General features: G+C 38.9%; 12 protein-coding genes and 1 pseudogene. 10 read left to right on the top strand and 3 right to left on the bottom strand.

What is annotated here, in order from left to right; all coding sequences use genetic code 11:
- The first annotated feature begins 2,053 nt into the window (after window positions 1-2,053).
- The 5 genes from HMPREF0083_RS02425 to HMPREF0083_RS02405 all read left to right on the top strand — a co-directional run bounded on the left by HMPREF0083_RS02425 (window position 2,054) and on the right by HMPREF0083_RS02405 (window position 7,462).
- Window positions 2,054-2,785, top strand: coding sequence for an ABC transporter ATP-binding protein (locus HMPREF0083_RS02425; RefSeq protein ID WP_021619381.1), 732 nt, complete (start codon window positions 2,054-2,056; stop codon window positions 2,783-2,785).
- Window positions 2,748-5,228, top strand: coding sequence for an FtsX-like permease family protein (locus tag HMPREF0083_RS02420; RefSeq protein WP_040301224.1), 2,481 nt, complete (start codon window positions 2,748-2,750; stop codon window positions 5,226-5,228). Before HMPREF0083_RS02425 ends, HMPREF0083_RS02420 begins: the two co-directional genes overlap by 38 nt.
- A gap of 500 nt (window positions 5,229-5,728) precedes the next feature.
- The gene (locus tag HMPREF0083_RS02415; protein WP_021619379.1) at window positions 5,729-6,052 is read left to right on the top strand and encodes a PadR family transcriptional regulator; all 324 of its coding nucleotides are present in this window, start codon (window positions 5,729-5,731) and stop codon (window positions 6,050-6,052) included.
- Window positions 6,045-6,608 carry an HAAS signaling domain-containing protein gene (locus HMPREF0083_RS02410; RefSeq protein WP_021619378.1) on the top strand — a complete coding sequence of 188 codons (564 nt, stop codon included), beginning with the start codon at window positions 6,045-6,047 and terminating at the stop codon, window positions 6,606-6,608. Before HMPREF0083_RS02415 ends, HMPREF0083_RS02410 begins: the two co-directional genes overlap by 8 nt.
- Window positions 6,608-7,462 (top strand): DUF4097 family beta strand repeat-containing protein, encoded by an 855-nt coding sequence (locus HMPREF0083_RS02405; RefSeq protein ID WP_021619377.1) that lies wholly within the window; start codon window positions 6,608-6,610, stop codon window positions 7,460-7,462. Before HMPREF0083_RS02410 ends, HMPREF0083_RS02405 begins: the two co-directional genes overlap by 1 nt.
- Window positions 7,463-7,934: 472 nt before the next feature.
- On the opposite strand, the gene HMPREF0083_RS26915 is transcribed toward HMPREF0083_RS02405, so the two are convergent.
- The 3 genes from HMPREF0083_RS26915 to HMPREF0083_RS29215 form a co-directional block, all read right to left on the bottom strand.
- The gene (locus tag HMPREF0083_RS26915) at window positions 7,935-8,276 is read right to left on the bottom strand and encodes a response regulator transcription factor (protein WP_081695978.1); all 342 of its coding nucleotides are present in this window, start codon (window positions 8,274-8,276) and stop codon (window positions 7,935-7,937) included.
- A gap of 127 nt (window positions 8,277-8,403) precedes the next feature.
- Window positions 8,404-9,066 carry an IS4 family transposase gene (locus tag HMPREF0083_RS29220; protein ID WP_021619375.1) on the bottom strand — a complete coding sequence of 221 codons (663 nt, stop codon included), beginning with the start codon at window positions 9,064-9,066 and terminating at the stop codon, window positions 8,404-8,406.
- Entirely contained in the window at window positions 9,047-9,529 is a 483-nt protein-coding gene (locus HMPREF0083_RS29215; RefSeq protein ID WP_021619374.1) for a hypothetical protein, read from the bottom strand. Before HMPREF0083_RS29215 ends, HMPREF0083_RS29220 begins: the two co-directional genes overlap by 20 nt.
- 2,090 nt (window positions 9,530-11,619) lie before the next feature.
- On the opposite strand from HMPREF0083_RS29215, the gene HMPREF0083_RS02390 reads away from it, so the two are divergent.
- The 5 genes and pseudogenes from HMPREF0083_RS02390 (at window position 11,620) to HMPREF0083_RS02370 (ending at window position 26,065) form a co-directional block, all read left to right on the top strand.
- On the top strand, window positions 11,620-16,197 hold the full coding sequence (locus HMPREF0083_RS02390) for a non-ribosomal peptide synthetase (protein WP_040301222.1): 4,578 nt from the start codon (window positions 11,620-11,622) through the stop codon (window positions 16,195-16,197).
- Window positions 16,197-17,474: pseudogene (locus HMPREF0083_RS02385) on the top strand (condensation domain-containing protein); the annotation flags it as partial. The gene HMPREF0083_RS02390 and the pseudogene HMPREF0083_RS02385, both read left to right, overlap by 1 nt.
- 487 nt (window positions 17,475-17,961) lie before the next feature.
- Window positions 17,962-19,224, top strand: a complete 1,263-nt coding sequence (locus HMPREF0083_RS02380) for an MFS transporter (RefSeq protein WP_021619367.1) — start codon at window positions 17,962-17,964, stop codon at window positions 19,222-19,224.
- 579 nt (window positions 19,225-19,803) lie between these two features.
- Entirely contained in the window at window positions 19,804-24,975 is a 5,172-nt protein-coding gene (locus HMPREF0083_RS02375) for a non-ribosomal peptide synthetase (protein ID WP_167331533.1), read from the top strand.
- 94 nt (window positions 24,976-25,069) lie between these two features.
- On the top strand, window positions 25,070-26,065 hold the full coding sequence (locus HMPREF0083_RS02370; protein WP_021619365.1) for a TauD/TfdA family dioxygenase: 996 nt from the start codon (window positions 25,070-25,072) through the stop codon (window positions 26,063-26,065).
- Window positions 26,066-26,070: the final 5 nt, after the last annotated feature.

Here is a 26,070-nt window from a genome sequence, read left to right as displayed (position 1 = left end):
TAATAGGGGAGGAAAGAGGAAAGAGAATAGGAGAGAAAAAAGCCATCATGAAAGTTGCCTTGAGCATGATACAAAAAGGAATAGATAACGAAACCATAGCTGAATTAACCGAGCTTACACAGGGAGAAATTGAACAACTTCGTAGGCAATAAAATAAACCCTGGTTACCTAGATATCATTCTTTATCGGTGTCCATGGGGAATACCTTCATGGATGTCCCAAATACTTCACACGCTTGAGTAAAATGATGAATGGTGAATGGCGGTCCTTTATCCGAACGAAGAACGGGACAGGCATTGTTATTTAAATAACGCTTGTTGGACCGTATCACTCACATCCTTGGCTTCACAGGACGATCCAATATGGTGAGGCAATGACCGAACGGTCATAGACATTTTCTTTAGCGATTTATCCATATTTGATATCTGTTTCAAACAGTTGATTTGAGGTCGTAATGGGACGATTTCGGGAAAATTTGCAGTAAACCTAATTTTGGGTATACTGAACATGAGGCCTTATATAGCAAGGGTTTGAGGCGTTTTTTCTTCTGTGCTAAAAATAGAACTCCTGGTTTACTGCAAAGAGTCGATTTTTGATTCTTTTTTCAATCGGTGAATCCCTTGATAAATGAAGGTTTTTGTCTGTTTTGTTTTTAGGGGGGTTATCTGAACGTAGTGGGATATAAAGATGATAATCAGCGATTGGGCAAGTGTAGCCGTTATACAAGTTTTATCTGAACGTAGCGGGATATAAAGGGTGTAACGATAGATACATTGTGTCCACCACGGAAACGGTTTTATATGAACGTAGTGGGATGTCGTGAAGAGGCTGGCTCAAGTTGTAATTCTTGTTGACAGAAGTATAAAGTTTGTAGTGAAGCATTACGGGAATAACCTAATTAAAACTAACCATTTGAGGGCATATCCGGTTTCAGCCATCGTAGGGAACTCGAAGAATGATACCCCACAATGTATTGAATCTGTGAATCTTAATTAGTAGATAGTTTTTTTATTTACCAATTTTGCCCCAACTGAGGTTATTTTGAAAAAATACCATTGGGGGATTATATGTAAAAATTCCTATCGGGTTTTGTTGTCGGAGCAGTGCTATTCAGTACTGGTGCTATTTTTGCAGAAGAGATACTTCAAAAAATTGATGTTACTTTACCATCATTAAAGTTCATCGTTGACGGCGCTGATAAGACCCCAATGAATAACTTATATGAGGTGGACGGCAAGAAAGTTCCTTCAACATTTGTATATGAAGGGTTCCGTACATACCTGTGCATTTTGCTTCTTCTCTTTCAGGCAGACCCATAAAATATGATTCACAAAGTGATAAAATTGTTGTCGGTAGTGAATCAGGCGTATACCTTTCTGATCTTAAACCAACAGCACATGTTTACTGGTAGTTGATGTTGTGAATCCGTTACTTATTAAATAGGTAATAAAAAAATATAGATTGAGGTTAATAGACGCCTGTGAAAAAGAAACCGTGCATAAATTACTTGTAAAGGTTACAAAAAGCTGTTTATTAGATGACCACAAGTGACCACATTTTTGACCACGCACTTTAAGATACATAGGTGAATAAAAGGAAGCAGGATGATAAGTTATCGCATATCCGAAAACAAGGGGATTAAAACAGAATAGTTCTGAAATGACCTTAATAATAATGGAAGTGTAATCGGTACCTTTAAAAAAACACGAGCCAGAAACCTTTGATAATCACGGGTTTCTGGCCTTTTTTTGCAACGAGGAGATATAATATGGCAGTTATGCACCCAAATTTTGTTAGCGACTTGCGTATTTGGTGATCATTTGGTATATTGTGGTTATCTAATGAATAATATTCAGTAGTGATTTTGCTTAAATAGTGGGGGTAAGTGTGATTATACAATTACTGATATTCAACTATCCCTAGATACCTAGTAATGGTGCAAAATTAGATGAAGTTATTGGGGATTTCCGTTTGACACAACTACGGACATACAACTATTTCAATTAGATTTATAATGTTGATAATTTTTGCTTAATATTAAGGAGGCATTAGTGTGATCATAACAAAGAACTTGGGAAAAGTTTATGAATCAGGTGAGCAATCTCATGTGGTTATAAAAGGGGTGGATTTGCAAATCAACAAAGGTGAGTTTGTCGCCATTATGGGGCCCAGTGGTTCTGGCAAAAGTACTTTATTGCATTTATTAGGGGGATTAGACACACCTAGTAATGGAGAGTTACGTATCGATGGTACTGAAATTTCTTCCCTTTCCGAAAAAGAACTTGCGTATTTTAGGCGAAGAAAGGTAGGTTATATTTTTCAGAATTATCAACTTCTACCTTCAATGACTGTTTCAGAAAATATCGCTTTTACCATGAACGCGGATGGAGTTCCTCAAAAAAAGCAAAAACAGCGAATTGCTGAATTAATTAAGTCTGTTAACTTAGAAGGAAAAGAACATTTTTTCCCCTCTCAGCTAAGTGGAGGCCAACAACAGCGTGTAGCTATCGCACGAGCTTTAGCCATGAATCCGTCATTAATTTTAGCAGATGAACCTACAGGCAATCTTGATCGAAAGATGGGAAAAGACATTCTGCATCTCCTTTCACGTTTGCATCATGATACTGGTCTTACGATTGTCATGGTAACTCATGATCCATATGCAGCTAAATTTGCAGAACGAATTTTGTTTTTTAAAGATGGAGAAATTCAATCTGATCATAAACTGGTGGAGGGAGAAAAAGATCATGTCATGGAAAATTTGCTGGCGAAACTTAATGCGTAAAAAACTACGTACTTTCTTTACCATTATTGCAATGATAGCTAGTGTTGCTATCGTACTAGCAGTATTTAGTTCTGTTGATTCTACAAAAAAATTAATTGAAAAGCAAATGCAAGAGAGCGAAGGAAATGCAACTTATGTTTTAGAAAGTAAGAATAACGCAATGTCTTCTGTTTATTTATCTAAAGTTAGACAGGTCAAAGCTGTTTCTGATGCTTTTGCTTCCCTATATGTGTACACCCAGTTTACCATACCAAACCTGAGCGAACTAAATGAGACAAATAACAGAATACGTATCACTGGACTTAGCAGTATAGACAATAGTATGAGAAAGTTAGTAGCAAAATATGGAGACATCAATCAGTCTGGTGCAATTATTCCTGAGGTTGCAGCGAAATTATGGAAGGTAAAACTTGGCGATAAAATTTGGTTTGATACCCCCACAGGGCGAAAGGAGATTGCCATTTCTGCTATTGTGGCCAATGGAGGTTTTTTTGAAAGTCCTTCAAATTGGGAAGCTGCTCAAGGCAAGAGATGGAGAATAGTCATTCCATTATCTACCCTTCAATCTTGGTATCAGCTTGAGAATATAGTAAGTGAAATTCGCGTGAAAACAACTGAGACAGGTGAAAAAATTGAAAGTGAATTGAAAACAGTCACCCAGGATAATAGCATTGTACTTCGACCTGTAGTTTTAGATGCAAAACAGACAAATCAAGTAGATGCGATCTATCAAATTCTCTATTTGATTGGCGGTTTGATCACTCTCATTAGTGGATTTATTGTATTCAACACTTTTTATATGAGTATTGGTGAGCGTAAGAAAGAATTTGCTATTATGAAAGCTTTGGGCTATATTCCTTATCAAATTGTTAAGTCAATTCTGATAGAGGTATGTCTTCTTTCTTTCATTGGGCTACTAGTAGGGATTCCAATTGGTCTACAGTTGGCGGAGGTATTAAAAAAATTGTTATTTACCTCTTTTAAGGCTACCTACAACGTCCCGACTGAACTTCAATTCGCTATTCTAATGGCCATACTAATAGGAATAGCCACCCCTATTTTAGCAGCATGTTTCCCAATGATTCAAGCAAGCCGTGTAAGTATAATCTTTATGATGAAAAGCGCAATGGGACCACAAATCGGATCTAAGCAGAGATGGCGAAGTTATGTAGGTTTTTTGCTCATCCTACTCAGTTTTTTCGCAAAAATGTTTTTTGGTGTTTTTCTATTTATTGGAACTATGTTCTTCTTCCCAAATATTCTTAAAGTCATATGTAAAGCATTTGCGAAAATAAATCATAAGATGTGGGGATTTGGAGGATTTGTAGCCTCCCAAAGTATCTCTCGTCACATTAACCGTACTGCAAATTCTTCATTTATACTGTCTATAGGGATTATCTGTACTATATTTGTTACCTCTGCCATTGAAACTGGAAGTCAGTATGCGAAAGACATCATTCAAACTACTTCGGGTGGAGATATGAATGTGAAACTAGACAAAATAGTTACGGATTCTGATGTAAAAACAATTCAGGAATGGAACGGTGTAAAAAGTGTAGCAATATATAAGGAAGAAAAAGTAACTTGGAAAACGCAAAAAGGACAACAACGTCAATTCCCTGTCATCAGTGTTAACGAAGACTGGGCAAAACAGTACCCATTGTTCAGATCGCAGGAATATTCAAACGAAAAACTATTGTATAAGCTTTCCCAACCCTATACAGTGCTTCTTGGACAGCGTTCGTTTGAGGAATGGGGAGGAAAAATAGGCGACAAAATTATGATCAATACACCCAAAGGAGAGCAATCCTTTGAGGTTGTTGGTGTTGTCGATACTTCCTTTATTCTGAAATACAAAGGGTATTTGGCTTTCGCTTTGGACTCACATTTTCAAGATGAGTTTGGTATGAAGGATGCAAAAAACATCTTGCTTACGTATAACAATCCGAGTCATGAGAGGAGTATCAAAGAAGAAATGCTAAAAAACTTCGGTGGGCAAATTAACGAACTAACTACCGTTAACTCAGACCTAGACCGAATGAAACAATCATTATCATCGACTCCATTTCACGCCTTATTATTACTGGTAATCCTTATTTCAGGCATCGGTATTGTAAATACCCTAATGATGAATGTAATGGAACGAACAAGAGAAATAGGTATCATGCGTTCCATAGGTTTTACTAACACTCAAACAACTAAAATGATATTATCTGAAGGACTTATGATCGGAATTACAGGTGTGATAAGCGGGATTCTTATAGGGTTTATCACGATTTACTTATACACTAAAACGATCAACTTGAACATAAATCCTGTAATCCCTTGGTCAACAATTGCAGCAGTTAGTATATTGGGTATTTTTACTAGTTTAGTTGCCGCATTATTGCCAGCTAGAAGAGCTGCAAGGTTACCATTAATTGAATCCTTAAAATATGACTAAGATATAGTGAGGTTTTCAATCGAACGATTGTGGATAGGTATCATTCCAGCCGGTATGCCGAAAGTCTATAGCATTAGTCGACCACTCTTGCTTTGCTTTCACAAAAAAAAGTTAGTGTTAGACAATTTTCTTGCAATCCATGAGGTGTAAGATTCGGAGTAACAAAGAGAAACTGGTTCAAGAAAATTCCCAAGAGCTTGTATCGTGTATGGAATCAAGGCGAGCGTCAGCTAGTGCTTAGCAAATACCCTTGGGGACGGAACGATACAAGCTAGAATTACAAGAGGAAACCGATAAAAGATGTGATAAATAGCCCTGATGTTTTGAATGACATTCTCACTGACTCTTGACAGTGCACCCTTACGTAACTTGCATATTCGCTAGGTATTTTGTATATTATTATTAATTACTGATTAATGCACAGTAGTAATTATTTTTCGGTAGTGGAACCTTTTTGTAGATAAAGTATATAATTTATCATCGAGTAGGAGTCAGAAAGTGTGAATATACAATTTAAAAAGGGTGTCTTAGAATTATGTGTTTTAGTCTTGATTGACGAGAAAGACCAATATGGATATGAGTTGGCACAGAACATATCAAAACATGTTGAGATCGCTGAGGGAAGTTTATATCCTTTATTGCGTCGTCTACAGAAAGAAGAATATCTACTTACTTATTTGAAGGAATCATCGGAGGGGCCTCCTCGTAAATATTACCAGATAACGTCTTTGGGGAAAAAGTATATGATGGAGCTTATTTTAGAGTGGAACAAGTTTTCACAAGGAGTAAATCAACTAATAAGAGAGGTTAAAATTAGTGAATAATCCATCAACAAAGGAAGAATACATTCGTGTCCTAACTGAGCTTATCATGCCACTTCCCGAACAGGAGAGAAGTGAAATTCTGTATGATTTTCAGGAGCATTTTAATATGGGGGAAGCGGAAGGCAAGTCAGAGATGGATATTATTAGCGAATTGGGTTCTCCGCCTGAAATTGCACGAGATATTTTAGCAAACTATCATTTGGACAGAGCAGAGTCTGATCGTTCTGTCTCTAATATAACCAAAGCAGTCTTTGCAAGCATTAGTCTTAGTTTGTTTAATCTTATATTTTTTGTAGGTCCCTTAATTGTTGTCCTAGGAATATATATAGGTCTATGTTTACTATCTGTAGCCTTAATTATAGGCTCTATTGGTTTTCTAATTTTTATTATGGCAGACTTTTCTCAGATATTGTTTAAATTATTCTGCTCGCTGGCTTCTGGTGGAATAGGTGTACTCCTTGGTATATCGATGAAGTATCTAGGTATCTCTATTTATAATGGATTGTTAAAATACATTAAAATGAATGTAAGAATTGCAAAAGGAGGGAGATTGTAATGAAGAGATGGATTATAGCTTCTGCTATAGTAGCCCTAATAGGCTGCATTGGTTTAGCAGTTGTTTTATTAGTTAATGGTTTGCCTAAAGACATACTTTCGGAAGAGAAAGAATCATTTGAAGAAAATAAGAAAGTGAATGCAGAGAATTTTAACCAAATAAAAATTTATATGGATGCCGGTAATTTACATTTTTACCCATCAAAAGAAGGGGATATCAGCATTCGTTATTATGGAACAGGGAATAAAAAAGGGATTGTCAATAATTCGCACTCTTTAGAAGTTCAAGAGAAGAACGACCAATTACTCATTTATACTAAATTATCCCAAACTTCTCTTGGTTTCTCTCATCTAACCGCTAACTTAGATATTACTCTTCCTGAGAAGTTATATCAAAGGATTCAGGTGGAAAATTCCGGGGGAAATGTAAAAGCTGAGTCTTTGCATGCCAATAGCGTGGATATCCAGCTATCCGCAGGGGATATTTCCCTTAGGAACATCTCTAGCCAATCCCTAAAATTGAATGCAACGGCAGGAAATACGGATATAGATAATGTAACTGGAGATATTACGGTTGATTCCGCCGCAGGAAATACAACCATTCATTTAGGGACGATACAACAAAATCTTAAAATTCATTCTTCAAGTGGAGATGTAGCTATCAATTTAGATAAGGAACCAACATCCCTCAAACTTGATTCTGAAGTTCAGGCAGGAAGCAGTAATGTAAATTTAAGTATGAATTACCAAGTTAAGTCAGACGATAAGATAAACGGCAAAATAGGTGCGGGTGAGCACGCTGTCGAAGTAGATGTTGAAGCAGGAAATTTTGATTTTGTTGTCACAGATAAATAATCCAAGGCTTGCTGAACAATACATAAAACGTGAGAAGTCGTGAAAAAATCAAACCTAAGGTCAGCTGTTAAGATAATTTTCGTAAAAGAGAACAGAGAGGAACAAGAACGTTTTACTCAGTGCGTGCTTGCAATCCAAAAGAGACGAGGTGGAAACCTTGTCAAGTGCACGAGACGACAGTTCTTTATTTCAATGCCTTTTGTGCCCCCTTAGATGAATTGAATCATTGGCTATGAGAAAGATGTATGGCGTACGAGAATCAAAAAGTTCCACGTTTCCCTCTGACTGTAATCAAAGCATAAGGAGAAAGATCAAATACTGCCTCTCCGTTCGAGGCGTCGAAAGGCGTAGAATGTAAATTTCTATTGGGACTTCAGGAACAGGAACTACGCAGTTTTCTATTGCTCTTGGGATGGAGGCTTACAGCAAGGTTTTCACTGTTCAGGTTTGGACTGCTGCCCTAGTCGATAGACTAACGCATTGTTTTTTTGCCAAGGGGGTCAATTTTTTGATGACATTCACAATAGTTTGTTGACGATCCAGCTTCAATAATCTTTACAGCTAATCCTACTCGTGATTTTACCCCCAACTTTTGAATTGCGGAGGTAATATGGTATTCTACAGTCCGTTTACTAATAAATAGAGAATCTGCTATCTCTTGATTACTTTTATCTTTTATAAGCTCTTCCGCTACTTTTTTCTCCATTTCTGTTAAAAAAATATTAGATTTTATTCTTTGATTTAAAAAGGACTTTATTTTACAACTTTCGCACAAATACAGATTAGTATCTTTTAAGGGCCATTTGTTTTCCATATGTATATCCATTCCCTCCGTTTTACTCAAGGCTCAAAACGCAATGAAAATGGGTTTTGCTCCAAGATTTGATATATGATACTTGAGCTATAGAAATATCCATTAACAGACCTGTTGATTATCCAAATTATGTAGCAAAAATAACCCCAACGGGGTTGTAAAACTGAATAATTTGCTGAATCGTTACTTTCCATTCAGTGGGGAGCAGATGCAGACTAAATAAACGTGTAAATCGGGCAAATGAAAGAGGTGCATGTTTGGAGACTGCTGAAGTTGTCGTGTCAAACAACCATTTTAGCAAGACATAGACTATCAAAGCGGTAAACAGTTGACCATACACGGCATTTTCAGTTGTACCAAACAAGGTAGGAATGTTTAAATGTTGCTTAATCCAACGAAAAAACACCTCAATCTGCCAACGAGCTTTGTACATTTCTGCGATTTGTTCTGCTGTAACTTGCATTAAGTCTGTAACGATTCGGATCTCTCGGCCCTCAAAATCCTGAAAAATAACAACGCGGTGACGCTGTTCTGATCGGCATTGTGTTGTTCCAAGTTGGCAAGTGATATCGCGGATCACTGAAGAATTCGGATTTTGTTGCCGACGAAAAGCCCGTGGCTTTTCGATATGAACGTTGTCTTTTAGCCGAATAACGAACGATTGCCCATTTTCTTTGTAGCGATCCAAACGTTCAAGTTTCGCATAAGCACGATCCATCACCATAATGTAATCTACATGGCTTAACCCTTCGCTCACTGGCCCATCATGTTTAGAACCAACGGTTTTCATTAAGTGGTTGCCCGCTTTCAGCCTGCAACGCCACATGCAACTTAATACCAGCACGTTCACCATGGTAAGGAGCCCACGGTAAACGGGTTTTTCCAACCGTTATTGTAGTGGAATCAATGAGAAGCAATTCTTTAGGAAACGAAAGTTTTCGGCGTACTATTCGATTGCACTTCTGTACAAGTAGATGGAGTAATGTTTTGAAAACTGCAAATGGAACCTCCGCAGCTTTTCCTGAAAAACTTGAATAGTGAACCTTGAGTAAACCTTTGGAAGCAGCATGATCGACCCCAGAACGATAGCTATCCCATTGCTCGAAGGCAGCCATACACCAGTATTGCAACAGATGATTTACGGTAAACTTGCGGGCTTTATCCTTATATCCAATAAGTGCGACAACGGATTCGACTTCTTCCGAAGTTAGGATAGATTGAAGGACAGACAGGATCGTGGTAAACTTTTTCATAGAGTCGCCACCTTTCGGTTAGTTTGTAGGGGTACAAACATTTTACCGAGTTGGCGGCTTTTTTTCTACCATTTAGTGGTTAATCAACAGGCCTGATCCATTAACTACAAATAACGAGAAGGTGAGTGGGCTACTCTATTTAAAAGGTGACCGCAATTTGATCTCTATAGATTGCCTTTTTCCAATCACAAATGGATGTCTGCTTGGAATCTATTTTAAAATACTCAATACTTGCTATTCATGTACTTGAAGATTCCTTTAAGCATTCTCGCACATCGAAAAATTTGTACGCTATCCATGGCAAAAGGCAGAAAGGATGCCAAATGGCAAGAAATCCTCAAAAACTTGTGCCTGTTTATTTTTCTAGCTCTAATTTCCTGCAATTTCTTGAGGAGAAATTACTATGACGAAAAGAGAACGAACAACATTCACCCCCCAAGGGTTCAATGACTTAAACGTGGAAAAAGAAGAAAAAATATCATCTGTGAATATCAATTAACTCCGCCTCCGCCAGATAAGTCATTCAAAGTCCTGCAACTACCAGGAAGTACGTTCAGATGGAAATCATCATCGAGATCTTTCGTCCAAGTCGCCAAAAATACATGCGGATCAATCAAAAAGGGTGGTATGTATGCTTGTTAGTTGATCTCTTTATCCATAAGGATGCAAGCTTGTTTATCTATTGATTGCATCGGTTAGGAATTTGAGAAGCATCCCTCCTTGGTGGTTATCCAAGTAATAGCAGTTACCAGATACTTCCGTTGATACTCCTTATTAGATATAAGGGTTCATTGGTCTTTTTTTAAAATGCGAAAGTTATTTTTTGCAAATAAATACAATTTTCGATGCATTTTCATTATACACAAAATTCCAATCGTGTCCATATAATTATTAAAAAAGGGAATAAATGTAAAACGTGATTTTCCCCCTCTTTTTTGGTCTCAGCAAGTAAAAACAGCTGGAATAAACATATTTCCATCTGTTCCCCTAATTCAGGATATCCCCGAACATATATGCTCGTTGCGTGGTCATGCAACGAGCCACTTTGAGGTAATATTCTCCTTGGATATTTTTGCTATGTAGTACATCTAAAGATCGATTTTTGATTGAGAACTTTTTTCATCAAGACCGCTGCATATATCTGAAAACGCAATAGCCACAATCTCCATAACGACGAGAATCGACAAACATGAGTAAGAACTGAAGATTATTGTTATCACTACGCTAGTGTGCTGTTGTTGCAATGGGACATTTAGTAATGGAGGAAGGAGTATTGGAAGTAATTTATTATGTGTAAAAAGTAGGTATTTTTTTGAGATAGGTGACACTTTACATCATTTTTTATATTTCTCCTTGGCTACTGCTGCCGAGATACCATCAATCCTTAAAAAATGATTTCAAATTCTGACATTTATATCCTTTTTTGGATATATTGCGTGTGTTTGCGTGAACTACTGATTCACTCGACAACAACGTAGTATAAAATTAGTTTGTCAACATTAAACTAGACAGCTTTTTAAAGGGTTTCTAGTTTGTACTCGATGGGGTCCAAATAACCAAGTGTAAGATTGATTCTGAAAAATTAAACCAGTGAAGATCATCAAATAACTCCATAGTAACTTATCTAAACTTTCAAAATGCCAAACTCTTACAAAATCTGTGTTTAAGATTTTGAATCTTGTCTCTACGACGCATTATTAGAACGATATCCTTTTAATTAGACAACTTTCGATTCAAATTCGACCACTTTTGTTTCTCTAATCATGTTCATAGTTTTGGCGACTTGTACGGAAGATCTCGATGATTGATTTCCAGCAGTGCGTACTTCCTGGTAGTTGTCAGACTTTGTATGTCCCATTTATCCGGCGAAGGCGGTGTTAATTGATACTCACGGATGATATTTTTTCTAGTCTTTCCACGCTTCTAGAGTTGAACAATAGGGGTGAATGTTGTTCGTTCTCTTTTCGTCATAGTAGCTTCTACTCGAATACATTACTTGTAGTGGGCTTGACTTTTTTTCTGTCTATCTTAGTGTAGCTGATTCAAATTTGTCAGTAACGTATAAAAGCATTTTATTTGGAGTGAATGAAATGAACAGTGAAGTTAACTATCCCTTATCTCATCCACAGAAAAGAATATGGTATACCGAGATTCTAAATTCTGGAACAAGTTTATGCCATTTAGGCATGTTAGTAAAAATACATAATCAAGTAGACTATTTGTTGTTAAACCAGGCGATTAATATAGTTATCAGTGAAAGTGATAGTCTTCGTATGAGACTCAAACAACAAGGAGATCAAGAACCTTTACAATATATCGCAGAGCATCAAGAGAGAGAGTTTGATGTTCTTGATTTTAGCTCAGAAAATGATTCAGGAGCATTTGAGAATTGGATAGATCAAAAAATACAAGAACCATTTAACTTATTCGAATCAGATCTATTTTATTTTTCGCTAATAAAAGTAAGCGATGATGAAAATGCTGTATTTTGCAATGTCCATCATATTATTTCAGACGGACTATCTATGAATCTAATGGGGAATCGAATTATTGATCATTATTTACATTTGCTTAAAGGTAAGGAGACGCATAAAAATTTCGGAAATTCATATATCCAGTTTCTTAACAACGAAGAAAGTTATTTAAATAGTGATCGTTTTGAGAAGGACGAAAATTTTTGGTTAGAAGAGTTTGAAACGACTCCGGCCATTACTGGAATTAAATCTTATCATCCCTATCTAACGAGTACTAAATCTTTACGTGAGACTTTTGTTGTTCCTAATGAATTAAAGTGCAAAATAGAGGAATTCTCTCAGAGCTATGGAATTAGCCTTAACTCAATATTTGTTGCTGCCCTTATGTTAGCTTTTCAGCGGTGGACTTCGACCGATGATGTAGTTGTCGGAGTGGTCTATGGAAACCGTACGATGAAGGTAGAGAAGGATATTATGGGAATGATGGTTAACCTAGTCCCTTTACGAATGAACATTGAGCATGAAGAAGAGGCTCTGGCATTCTTTAAACGAGTAGCTAAAAAACAAATGAAGGTTTTACGTCATCAAAAATATCCTTTTAACCTATTGTCAGAGAAAATTAAAAAAACCAATAAAAGTTTTGACCGCTTTTTTGGAATTACGATTGATTATCGCCCTTTGAATTTAATGGACCAAGTAGACTATGAATTACACTGGATGCCAAATGGACATGAAGCTAGTGATTTTGCAATACATATTGAACATCGATTGGATTCAGGTGATTTAGCGTTACTTGTAGATTACCGGGAAAAATTATTTGCATTACAGGATATTACAGATTTTGTTAATTGTATGTTGGTTCTGTTGGAAAATATATCAAATGATCCCATGCAGAAGATAAAGAACATCAATATCCTGTCTGAGAAAGAAAAAGAGAAAATTTTGGTTACATTTAACGAGACAAATGTCGATTTTTCATTGAACAAAACTATTCATCAGTTATTTGAGGAGCAGGTCATTCGCCATCCAGAAGAAATTGCGGTGGTGTATGAAGAGCAGCGGCTCACCTATCGAGAGTTACACGAGCGGTCTAACCAATTGGCTCATTATTTGCAGCAGCAGGGAGTAGGGCCTGAATCATTGGTGGGACTTTGTGTAGAACGTTCCCTTGAGATGATGGTAGGTATACTGGGAATTTTGAAAGCAGGAGGAGCCTATGTCCCGCTTGACCCTACTTATCCAGAACAGCGACTGCACTATATTGTAGAAGATGCCAGAATTCAGGTGCTTGTAACCCAAGAACGCTTGCAAGGACAACAGTGGCTGCCAGAAACGATTCAAACGATTTGCTTGGATCGGGACCACGAGAAAATGGCACAAGAAAGCGTTATGTCACCGGTAACAGGAGTGACTGCCAAGAATTTAGCTTATGTGATTTACACCTCGGGTTCGACGGGAAATCCCAAGGGAGTTATGGTCGAGCATCATCATGTGACCCGATTATTTAAGGCAACGGAACACTGGTATCAGTTTGACGAAAAGGATACGTGGACCCTCTTTCACTCCTATGCTTTTGACTTCTCCGTTTGGGAAATGTGGGGAGCGTTGCTTTACGGAGGGCGTTTAGTGGTAGTTCCGTATTGGATTAGCCGTTCGCCCAAAGATTTTTACCACTTGTTAGTCAAGGAAAAGGTTACTGTTTTGAACCAGACTCCTTCTGCCTTCCGACAACTCATACAGGTGTGTGAGCAAGAAGAAGGCGAGGACAGACGTTTCGTCTTGCGATACGTGATTTTTGGTGGAGAAGCATTAAAGCCTGCGAGCTTATTACCCTGGTTTGAACGGTACGGAGATAAGCAGCCACAGCTCATCAATATGTATGGAATTACAGAAACCACCGTCCATGTCACGTATTATCCTCTCACGCGTGAGGATGCGCTCCTGTCTTCAGGAAGTACGATTGGGAAGCGGATTCCAGACCTGCAGGTGTATTTGCTAGATGCCAATCGTCAACCTGTCCCGATTGGGGTAGCTGGAGAGATGTATATTGGCGGCGAGGGCGTAGCGCGAGGATATCTTCATCGTCCTGAGCTGACAGCAGAGCGTTTTATTTCCTATCCTTTGGGTGACCAGTCGAAGCGATTATACCGGACAGGAGATGTAGCGAGATATCTTCCCAATGGAGATTTGGAGTATCTGGGCAGGATCGATCATCAAGTGAAAATTCGCGGCTATCGGATTGAATTAGGAGAAATTGAATCCACTCTCCATACACACCCTCTCGTAAAAGAAGCAACTGTAATCGTTCGGGAAGATGAACCTGGAGATAAACGGCTCGTCGCCTATGTGGTGGGAGAAGGAAGTGCCGCAGAGTGGCGGGGGCATCTGCAGGCTCGATTACCTGGTTATATGGTGCCTGCTCACTTTGTCGCTATCGAAGCTTTTCCGCTTACCGCTAATGGAAAAGTAGATCACAAAGCGTTGCCTGCCCCCACTCCACAAAAAACAGAAGAAGGATACACTGCTCCGCGAAATGAATGTGAACAAGCGCTTGTCTCCATTTGGAAACAAGTATTGGGGGTCAAGCAAGTAGGAATCCATGATAACTTCTTTGAGGCGGGGGGAGACTCTATTCTGAGCATTCAGATTGTCTCCCGAGCAAATCAAGCTGGATGGAAATTCACACCGAAACAACTGTTTGAACATCAAACGATTGCCGAGTTGGCTCAAGTGGCCGAGGAAGCTCAGGATATACAGGCGGAGCAAGGAGTGGTGACTGGGGACGTTCTATTGACCCCCATTCAAGAATGGTTCTTTGAACAAGGACAGCCGCACCCCCATCATTGGAACCAGTCTATGTTGCTGAGAACAAGAGAAAGAATGGAGGTAGAACGGCTGGAGGAAGCACTTCAAGCGATGGTGATCCATCATGATGCCCTGCGTTTGCGGTATGATCTTTTGCCAAATGGACGATGGAAGCAGAGAAATGAAGGAATAGAAGAACAAACGATACTTACGGTGATCAAATTAGATGAAACGCCACAAGAAGAATGGCATCACGTGATTCAACGGGAGATGGATACGGCCCAGGCAAGCTTACACTTGCAACAAGGCCCCTTGATGAGAGCGGTGTACTTTGATGAAGGGGAAAATGGTTCTGGCCGATTCTTCTGGACCATTCATCACCAGGCGGTAGATGGGGTTTCCTGGCGGATTCTGCTGGAAGATCTGCAAACCGTGTATAGCCAAGCAAAAGAAGGACAGAAGATTCACTTGCCTGCGAAGAGTACGTCGTTCAAAGAGTGGTCGGAACGGTTATATGCTTACTCACAATCCGGCATCTCCCAAGAGGTTGAAGAGTACTGGAGGAAGCAGTCAGAAATAGAAGTGTCTACTCTTCCAAAGGACTATGCCGTAGAAGAAGCGAGAGAAGCATCTGCAGAGCAGGTTACTGTTGTGTTGGGAGAGAAAGAAACCCATGCCTTATTACAAGAGATTGCCGTGACGCACCGGGCCCATATGAATGAAGTGTTGTTGGCGGCACTGGTACAAGCCACAGCAGACTGGACAGGTCACCCAGTCCTGTCGGTTGATGTAGAGGGACATGGACGGGAAGAGATTTTAGAGGGAGTAGACCTGTCCAGAACGGTAGGATGGTTTACGAGCATCTACCCTGTTCATTTGGATATGAAGGGAGCCAAGACGCCTGTTGAAGCATTAAAAGCCGTAAAAGAGCAAATACGCCAGATTCCGAATAAAGGGGTCGATTATGGAATTCTGCGTTACTTGCATCCAGGGATAGGCTCGATTTTTCAGTCTCAGCCGAAGCCGTCCATTAGTTTTAACTACCTCGGGCAATTTGACCAGACGTTCTCCCAAGAGGCTATGTTTACGCAGGAGACAGGGTTTGCCAGAGTGGACCATGCGCCAGAATCCAAGCTGTCTCATCTGATTGAAGTTGTGGGAATTGTAACGGATGGCAAACTGCAGCTCACCTGGATCTATAGCAGAGAACAATTTGCCATAGCTACGATTCAGGAGGTAGCGGAGAACATGTTGCGAAAACTGGACCTGCTGATTCATTCTTCTGCCACAGAGGCTGCCTTTACCGTATCAGATTTTGCTCTTGCAAATTTAACAGAGAATGAAATGAATAAGATTTTATCAAAAATGACAAAGAAACGAGGAAAATAATGAGTAATATTCTAGATATTTATCCTCTATCTCCTCTTCAGGAAGGAATGCTGTTTCATGCTTTATATGACGAAGAAGCTGAATCCTGCTCCTATATCGTCCAAATAAGTTTTCTTCTTCGCGGATATTTGGATATTCCTACTTTCGAAAGGTCTTGGGAATATGTAATTAATCGGCATGAGATTCTTCGTGCAGCATTTATATGGGAAGAGATAGAAAACCCATTGCAAGTGGTTTACGATCATACATTGTTTAAAATAAACGAATTAGATTGGAGTTGTATGTCTAGTGAAGAGAGAGAGGAACAGGTAAGGCTTTTTCTGGAATCCGATAGAAAACAGAGGTTTCAGTTAGATGAAGCGCCATTGATGAGAGTTGCTGTTATGAAAGAAGCAGACAAGGAATACAGGGTAGTTTGGACTCACCATCACATCTTATTGGATGGGTGGAGTGTATCCTTGCTCCTAAACGAATTGTTTACAGTCTATGTAAAAATGGCAGGTGGAGAGGCTTTGGATTTTCCCAAGCCCCCTCCTTACAAAAAATATATCGAGTGGATTAAGAGACAGGATAAAAATAAAGCTGAACAGTTTTGGAGAAAAGAACTCAAAGGGTTTACTGCTCCCACCCAGCTGTTTTTGGAAAGAAAAGATCGGGGGAAAGAGAAAGGCTATGGCGAGAGTGTTTGCCATTTATCGGAGGAGAAGACGCAACAGTTACAAACATGGGTACGAAATCATCAGCTCACGTTAAACACCTTGCTTCAAGGAGCTTGGGCATATTTATTGAGCCGATATAGTGGAGAGAATGATATCATATTTGGAGTAACCAGTTCTGGGCGACCCGCAGAGCTGGTAGGAGTAGAGGGAATCATCGGACCATTCATAAATACTTTACCTGCTCGAATCGGTGTTGCGGATGATCTCGATATTGTCGATTGGCTTCTAGAAATACAGAGAAATGAAATAGAGAGAAGACAATATGAATATTCTTCGTTAACAGAGATACAGGGGTGGAGCGAGGTTCCAAGAGAAGTTCCTTTGTTCCATACGTTGTATGTTTTCGAAAATTATCCTACAGAAAAAGATAATGTCAATTCAGAGTTGGAAATTACACAAGTTCAAAGTGTAGAACAAACGAACTATCCATTAAATCTGGTTGTTATACCAGGAAAACAATTATCTTTGAAGCTTATGTATGACCGAAGTCGGTTTGAAGAAACGGCGATGAATCGGATTCAGGGGCATTTACTACAGGTACTAAACCAAATGACGGAATAAAAGAGTGCAAAAGAAAAAATGTGCAAATAATTACATATTCTGGGTGCGATGAGTTTCCGTCAAAAACTGATTTAAGCGTGGTTTTTACGTGCGAAATATCAGGTACAAACTATCATTCCTGACAGTTTGTAAATTAGGATTTGCTGAACAATCATTTCCTTGGGTTTTACAAACTCAACTTTCGCAGTCTGAAATCGGCAGGTGTTAAGCACATTCAATTTGTGAAAGCCCGCTCGACTTCTTTTGGCAGTTGATCAAGTGGTTGTTGTTGATCTATCATTGCGAAGGCACCTCTTCTGTATGGTATTGTGGATTTCGACAAACTCACTCTACCAGAACAAGAGGTGTTTTCTATTTCTTATCAACCAGCCTATCTATATGATGTCAAAACCTTTTGTACTTGCTGTAAATGACTTCCATTACACTTCAAGACTTGAAATAGACTCGTAACTGCCTTCAAAAAAAATACGGGGAGTTTATTCTTATGAAGAAACCAAAGGAAAAAAGTCTGTGGAAGAATCAAACATATATACAGGTTTTTTCTGCGTATTCGATACTCATGTTTGGCGTTTTCGTTGATATGTTAGCCATTATGACGATTGTTAGTTTTGAGTGGAAAGAGGATCCTACCATGATTGGTTTGATTCCTGTTTCGTATGCTCTGCCTGGAATTCTATTTGGTTCATGGGCGGGGGTGTTTGCTGATCGCTTTAGAAAAATCCCTATTATGATCTTTTGTAATATTATGATTGCTGTACTAACAATAGTTCTTTTATCTGTCCAAAATATGCATGAGCTTTTACTTGTATTGATGATCCGTTCCACCTTTGGCGTGTTCTTTTATCCTGCACAACAGACACTGACACGGCATATTGTCTCTGCCAATCATCTTACCAAAGCAGTTAGTATGAATGGCATAGTAGAGCAGGCAGCCAAGATCATAGGTCCATTAGTGGGCGGGATGTTACTTAGCCTATTCCAACCAGAGGTTTGTCTTGTCATTAGGGCAGTAAGCTGTCTGTTAGCTGCTTTCATTTTGCTACCTATGATTCGGCTAGTAGAAGACCAGCCAAGACAAAACAGCGTGAAGGGAAAGCAGAGTTCATGGGCGGAATGGTTGCATGGGTGGGGTTATGTTTTATCTAATAGAAAGGTTTTAGTTACCATGATTTTTGTTTGCATATCTATGGCTTTATTGCAATTGGTAGACTCGCAGTTCCCTACTCTATTCAAGAGTTTGTTCCCCAATAATAAGAGTATGATGGGATATGTTCTTTCTATTGTTGGCATTGGAGGAGTACTTTCGGCATTGTTCATTCAGAGACTAAAACATTTTCAATACGGTTGGGTGATAGGTGGCGGTACTGCTTTAATGGGAATCGGTTTCGGTGGCATTGGTTTAATAACTGCTAGTACCCCTTTCATCTTCTGCTATCTCATTGGGTTTATTGCCGGTATTGGTAGTGGGTTGATGCTTGTATCCAATCAAGTGATCCTCCAAAAAGAAGTCAATCAGGAACAAATAGGAAGGGTGTTTGGGATTAAAAGCAGCCTGACCAATGCAATCTTGATCATTTCTCCATCCATGAGTGGGCCACTTGTTCACCTTGTTGGAGTAACTCGACTCTATTTTTACGTAGGCACTGGACTCTTGATGGTTGGTTTCATCGGAATTTTATTTCAAAAAAAATTTTGGGGTGCACAAGTACCTATTCAGAAAGAAGGTAGGGAGGTGTATATCCCCTAATTGATAAAGCCTCCGTTTCCCTCTTAATGAGGCGTACATTTTTCTTGCCGTTGCTTAGTTTTTCATTACCTTTAACCTTTATCTTCGTATTTCTCAATCCCAGTCAATCGTGCTACATCCTCGCAAAGTAAATAGAACAGTTCGCCAAGTACTCGTGCATCTGACAGTGAGGACGAATAAATACAACTGTTTTTGCAACTTTCCACTAACTTGTTTTCACTACTTCAGAGTGTAGATTGTTGTCCATCCCGATGTAGAATTTCCACTGATGATCAATAATAAAAAGAAAAAAACTGCATGATTACCATTACAATTTGCGACAAATACTTATATTTTCAAATACGATTTAACTATATAATTAGATTGTAATTATTTACAAGAAAAAAACAAAATATACCACAAAATGCAATGTGAGAGATGGATGGTAAGTGCTATCAATGTAAAAACTGTACGGTTCTTAAAGATGAGGCAACCATGAGATCAATGACAATCAATTAAAAAAACATGGTTGAAGGAGCTAGTAGAACTAGATTTCATACTTCGTCTATTACATCAAACAATAAAGAAAAAGGAGGTTCAATGATGAATCACTCCCGCGGTTATATATTAAAAAAAATTAACTCTATCTCTATATTGACTGCACAAGAAAGGGAGCAAATTCTTTTCGAGTGGAACGATACAGAGGTTTCGTATCCTGGTGATAAAGGGTTGCATCAATTGTTTGAAGAACAGGTTTTGCGAACACCAGAGCATGTAGCTGCAGTTTTTGGAGATGAGCAAATAACATATGACGAATTAAATCGTCATTCGAATCAGTTGGCACATTATCTCAGAGAAATAGGAGTACAAAAGGATACAGCAGTAGGAATTTTAATGGAACGCTCTCTTGATTTAGTGGTTGCTTTGTTAGGGATACTAAAAGCAGGCGGGTCTTTTTTGCCATTAGATACTGAAAATCCTTCAGCTCGGATTGGGCATATATTGGAAGATGCACAAGCTACCATTTGCATAACCCAAGATCATCTAGTGGACAAACTTTCAGAACTTCAATGGGTAAAGCCGGTGTTTTTTGAGGAACAACTCGATTTCATCCAATCCTTTTCTCAAGACAATTTAGATGTTTCGCATGATCCTGATCAATTAGTATCAATTTATTACACCTCTGGATCTACTGGAAACCCAAAGGGAGTCGCTAGTACTCATCGTGGTTGGGTTAACAGAATGGATTGGATGCAGAAAAAGCATCAATTAACTTCCAGGGAAACTGTTTTACAGAAAACAACTCTTACTTTTGATGATGCAGCTGTTGAATTTTTTTGGCCATTAATGGTAGGAGCTAGAATAGCCTTGATGGAACCAGGGAGTCATCGCGATCCAAGGGCGATTTTGGACGCAGCTATACGTTATGATGCAGCAGTGATCCAATTTGTGCCTAGCATGTTAAGAATGGTTCTAGAAACAATTACACCTGAAGACAAGGCACAGTTATCCAGTCTGCGAGTTGTAGTTTCGAGTGGAGAAGCGCTTCAAGCATGTTTAGTGGGAGAGTTTCTTGAGAAGATGCCAGGTGATTTGTTTAACTCTTGGGGTGCAACCGAAGTTTCGATAGACTCAACTGTTCATAAGTGCTCCAAAGAAGATGCTCTGTATGGAGGGGTTGTTTCCGTAGGCCGTCCTATAAATAACAATCAAGTGTACATTTTAGATTCGTATCTTCAACCTGTCCCAATAGGTGTGCCTGGGGATCTTTATCTCGGTGGAGTGGGACTTGCCAGAGAATATATTAATCAACCTAAGAAAACAAATGAAGCATTTGTAAATAATCCTTTTGTACATGGTACACGAATGTATAAAACAGGAGATACCGGTTATTATACACCGGATGGGTCAATTATGTTCTTGGGTAGAAAAGATAATCAGATTAAAATCCGGGGAATGAGGGTTGAATTAGGCGAAATTGAAAGTGTTTTAATGCGTTGTTCAGGAATCAAAGAAGCAGTTGTGGACGTCTCGGGACATGATGATATTAAACGTCTCGTTGCTTATATTGTTAGCGACGACAAAGAACTGAATCAAAGTAAATTGCGATCCTTTTTAAGCAATCAATTGCCAGATTATATGATCCCAAGCTTCTATATTTTTTTAGAGAAACTACCATTAAATGCAAATGGGAAGATAGATCGAAAAGCTTTGCCTCAACCAGATTTGGAACAGGTTGTTTCAGACAGTGATTTTGTTGCGCCAAAAACAGATACAGAAAAAAAATTAGCTGAAATTTTTAGCCGAGTTTTGGGGTTAAAGCGGATAGGGATTCACGATAACTTCTTTGCACTGGGAGGGCATTCACTGCTAGTAGTAAAGTTAGTTTCCCGTATACAGGAGTTATTTGAAGTGAGGTTACCATTACGAACAATTTTCGAATCGCCAACAGTTGAAAAGTTATCGTTTATACTTGACCAAGAGCAAAGCCCTAGAGGTAATATAACAAGTCTGATGAAATGCGATCGCTCTCAAACGATACCTCTTTCGTACGCACAACGAAGGCTATGGTTCTTGAATCAATTAGACTCTGAAAATGCTGCTTATAATATGCCCATTATTATGAAATTGAATGGTCAGCTTGATCTAGAAGCTCTCAAACAGAGCTTGCGGCGAATTATTGAACGACATGAAATCTTGCGGACAACTTTTAAAAGCGCTGATGGCGGCCCTGTTCAAGTTATAGATGACACATATGACATACAACTAAATATGGTTGATTTTACCAGTTATTCGAAAGAACAACGAATAGAAAGAGCGCAAGATTGGTATCGCATTGAAGCAAGGCGGCCATTTGTTCTTAGCCAATCACCCTTAATTCGCCCTTATCTCCTCCGGTTGGACTCACAAGAATATGCATTGGTAATTAATGTTCATCATATTTTATCAGACGGTTGGTCTTTAGATATTTTAAAACATGAACTTACTTGTTGTTATGAAGCATTTGTACAACATAGGGAGCCATCGCTTCCAACTTTGACATATCAGTATGCAGATTATGCCTATTCACAACATCAATGGATGAAAAACGAAGAATTTCAAAGACAGCTTGCTTATTGGAAGGAAAGGCTAGCGGGAGATATTCCTTTATTGACACTCCCTACAGATCATGTACCGATGCCGACCTCTCAAGAACACATTAGGAAGCTCCCAATCAAATTGACAGATGATTTAAGACAATGGAGTGAAAAGCAAGGGGCTACACTGTTCATGACAATGTTAGCTGTTTTTAAAATATTGCTTCATCGCCAGACTGGACAAGAAGATATTATGGTGGGAACTCCAGTTATAAATCGAGACAATCAGCATCTGGAGCCTCTTATTGGTTTGTTTTTAAATACGATAGTGCTGAGAACGCAATTTTCAAGAAAGATGAGCTTTAAAGAAATAGTTCATCTGATACGTGATAACTTTATCGATGACTTTTCTCATAAGGATGTCCCTTTTGAAATGTTAGTAGAAGAAGTTCAGCCGAATCGTAATTTGAATCGAAGTCCATTGTTCGATGTTTTTGTAAACTATGTAAACTTTGATAACAACATGAAACCAAAATGGAATATGCATAACATAGCAATGGAGCCGTTGGACTGGTTAGAGCCTGTATCTAAATTTTTGCTTACATTATATATAGTAGAAACAGAGGAAGGATTGGTACTGAATTTTGTTCATCAGTCCGATGCCTTCTCGGCGGAACGTGTTGAGATGTGGTTGGATCAGTATCAGCTTTTACTGGAACAAATGTTGGAGCAACCTGATCAGCCGATTCATAGCTTTTCGTTGACACGACAATATACGGATGGATTACTTCCAGATCCGACAGTTGATTTAGATCAGCCGGAGGTACAGAAGGTTTATCAACTGATCTCAAACCAAGCGCAACAACATCCCAACAAGGTATCTATTACACAGGGAAACAAAAGCTACACGTATAGCCAGCTAATGGAGAAAGCAGATCAAGTAGCTAACTTCCTGCGCAAACGTGGAGTTCAGTCGAAACAAGTAATAGCGGTGCGTGGAAAGCGAAGTCATGCATTCATACCAATCATGTTGGGTATATGGAAAGTTGAGGGGATTCTCTTACTTATAGATTCCGCGTTTCCTGATGCACGCCAACAATCGCTGATTCAAGAATCTTCTGCTTCATGGCTTATTGATATTCCGTTAGATTGTCACATAGAAAATTATGAACAAAATGTAACAATGAAACCGTTGGCAAATGAAGCTCCAATAAATCTAAATCTCTCTACGGACCAAGCAGACCTAGATCCAGCTTATATTTTCTTTACGTCAGGTACGACTGGGAAACCTAAAGGAGTGTTGGGTAGCCATCAAGGTTTGAGCCATTTTCTACTATGGCAGCAAAAAGAGTTTGGGATTCACTCCCAAGATCGGGCAGCTCAACTTACAAATCTGTCTTTTGATGTCTACTTGAGAGATACTTTATTGATTTTAATTAGCGGAGGAACTTTATGCATTCCAGAAGATCCTTATGATTTACACGGGGAAACAATCATTTCTTGGCTGAAAAAAGAGAAGATTACACTTATTCATTCAGTACCTTCTATCCTGCAATCGTGGGTGATGGATCAACAGTCTCAAACTTCCTTAGCTTCGTTAAGGTGGATTTTTTCTGCTGGAGAACCTCTTACAGGATCATTAATCGAAAAATGGAGAGCCAAGTTCCAACAAACAGGGACATTTGTTAACTTATATGGCCCGACCGAGACATCGCTTGCAAAATGTTTTTACATTGTACCTGACTCTATCCAACAAGGAATATTGCCAGTTGGTCAACCTATTCCTCAAACTCAAGTTCTTATTTTAAATGAAGAAAGATCGTTATGTGGGGTAGGAGAAGTTGGAGAAATGGTGATTCGTACGCCGTTCCGCAGCATGGGTTATTGTAATTCCCCAGATGAAACAAAGCGCTTGTTTTCTCCCAACCACTTTAAAAATGAGAGAAATGATCTTCTCTATTACACGGGAGACATGGGACGATACAGGCCTGATGGATCAATAGAGATTTTGGGACGAACAGATGATGAGATTAAAATTCGTGGTGTCAAAATTCATCCAAGTGAAATATCGGCAGTGATTGCTAAGCACCCAGCAGTTAGTCAATGTGTAGTGGTGGCTGTCAAAGAGCAGTCAGGCGATCATAAACTATTCTCTTACATAGTGGCCAAATCGGATACAGGCATAAACGATGAGGAACTAAGAGAGTATATTTCACAGGAACTTCCGGTTTCGATGCAACCGTCGGGCTTTATGTTTCTTCCACGATTGCCTCTAACTCTTAATGGTAAGATTGACCGAAAAGCACTGCCTAATCCCGTATTTAGAATATCGGAGGTAGCTTACGTTCCGCCGAGTGATGAAATAGAAGAAAAGATATGCGAGGTATGGGCATCTTTACTAAACGTAGAGAAAATTGGTATAAAGGATAACTTTTTTTCTCTCGGAGGTCACTCATTGTTAGCGGTGCAAGTCGTTGCTCGGATTCGCAAAACATTCTCTATAGATTTTTCCGTCCCCCATCTTTTTGAAAATCCTACTGTTGCTAAGCTGGCTGAGTTGGTTAGAAACAGTAAAAGCAGCTCTCCACTTGTACAGCCAATTACCAAGATTGAAAAAGAGTGGGATAGTGAATCTATCGATAAACTTTCAAATGAGGAGATAGAAGGAATGATAGAGAGTTTAATGAAAAATTAGAGATGACAACATGCTGTTTATTCACTCTGATGTGGGCCGAAACCTAATGGGTAACTTTTTATGAAAATAAAGCAGATAGGGGAATCTAAGAGTTATGACCACTATTAAATTTGATTACTCTATTGATGATAAGAACATTATTGTTAAACCAATGGAGATAGGAAGGCCCCTTCCTATCCTCATTATGGCTCAAAATGAAAATTTGAAATTGAAGCAATGGTTTAAAGCTAATGAAAAGTTAATTGATACATTGCTTTTGCAATATGGTGGTGTACTATTTCGTGGCTTTTCAATAGCAAATGAACAAGACTTTCATCAATTTCTATCTGAAACAGGCAATGAACTATTGCATTATAATGAGCCCACTTCTCCACGGATAAACATTCAGGACAAAGTATATACTTCCACTGAACACCCGAGTGACCAAGAAATATTGTTACACAATGAGATGTCTTATTCTACGGCCTGGCCCCGCAAAATTTGGTTTTGTTCAGTAAAAGTAGCAGATGAAGGTGGACAAACACCGATAGCTGATATGAGAAACGTCTTTAACCTTGTGCCAGAAGAAATTAGAAATACATTTATCGAAAAGGGCTGGATGCTTGTCAGGAATTTCGGCAACGGATTTGGCTTATCATTGGAACAGGTATTTGGTTCAACCCGCAAAGAGAATATAGAAGATTACTGCGCAAAAAACGATTTAAAGTTCGAATGGGTAGGTGGAAATAACTTACGTACAAGACAGGTACGTAAAGCAGTGCGACAGCACCCAATAAGCAAAGAAAATTTATGGTTTAATCATATTGCTTTCTATCATGAATCCAGCCTGCAACCACAAAATCGCAAGTTATTTTTGGATTGGTTTGGTTCAGAAGGAATGCCGTACAACACATTTTATGGTGATGGTACGCCTATTGAAGACGAAGTGATTCATGTGATTCGTAATGCGTATGAACAGGAAAAAGTGGTGTTCCCTTGGCAGAGAGGGGACGTACTGATGTTAGACAATATGTTAGTGGCACACGGTAGAAATCCTTTCAAAGGAGAGCGAAAAACACTGGTTGCTATGAGCGATCTATTAAAGGGATGAAGGAG

Origin of the sequence: Aneurinibacillus aneurinilyticus ATCC 12856 (assembly GCF_000466385.1) — a bacterium.
Lineage (GTDB): Bacteria > Bacillota > Bacilli > Aneurinibacillales > Aneurinibacillaceae > Aneurinibacillus > Aneurinibacillus aneurinilyticus.
The sequence above is the reverse complement of the archived record's forward strand: the minus strand, read 5'-3'. Positions and strand labels throughout refer to the sequence as shown.

Bases quoted from the DNA above. Each gene is read 5' to 3' on its own strand.
- HMPREF0083_RS02420 (WP_040301224.1), top strand. From the start codon at position 2,748: ATGTCATGGAAAATTTGCTGGCGAAACTTAATGCGTAAAAAACTACGT.
- HMPREF0083_RS02405 (WP_021619377.1), top strand. From the start codon at position 6,608: ATGAAGAGATGGATTATAGCTTCTGCTATAGTAGCCCTAATAGGCTGC.
- HMPREF0083_RS26915 (WP_081695978.1), bottom strand. From the start codon at position 8,276: ATGGAAAACAAATGGCCCTTAAAAGATACTAATCTGTATTTGTGCGAA.
- HMPREF0083_RS29220 (WP_021619375.1), bottom strand. From the start codon at position 9,066: ATGAAAACCGTTGGTTCTAAACATGATGGGCCAGTGAGCGAAGGGTTA.
- HMPREF0083_RS29215 (WP_021619374.1), bottom strand. From the start codon at position 9,529: ATGAAAAAGTTTACCACGATCCTGTCTGTCCTTCAATCTATCCTAACT.
- HMPREF0083_RS02390 (WP_040301222.1), top strand. From the start codon at position 11,620: ATGAACAGTGAAGTTAACTATCCCTTATCTCATCCACAGAAAAGAATA.
- HMPREF0083_RS02380 (WP_021619367.1), top strand. From the start codon at position 17,962: ATGAAGAAACCAAAGGAAAAAAGTCTGTGGAAGAATCAAACATATATA.
- HMPREF0083_RS02375 (WP_167331533.1), top strand. From the start codon at position 19,804: ATGATGAATCACTCCCGCGGTTATATATTAAAAAAAATTAACTCTATC.
- HMPREF0083_RS02370 (WP_021619365.1), top strand. From the start codon at position 25,070: ATGACCACTATTAAATTTGATTACTCTATTGATGATAAGAACATTATT.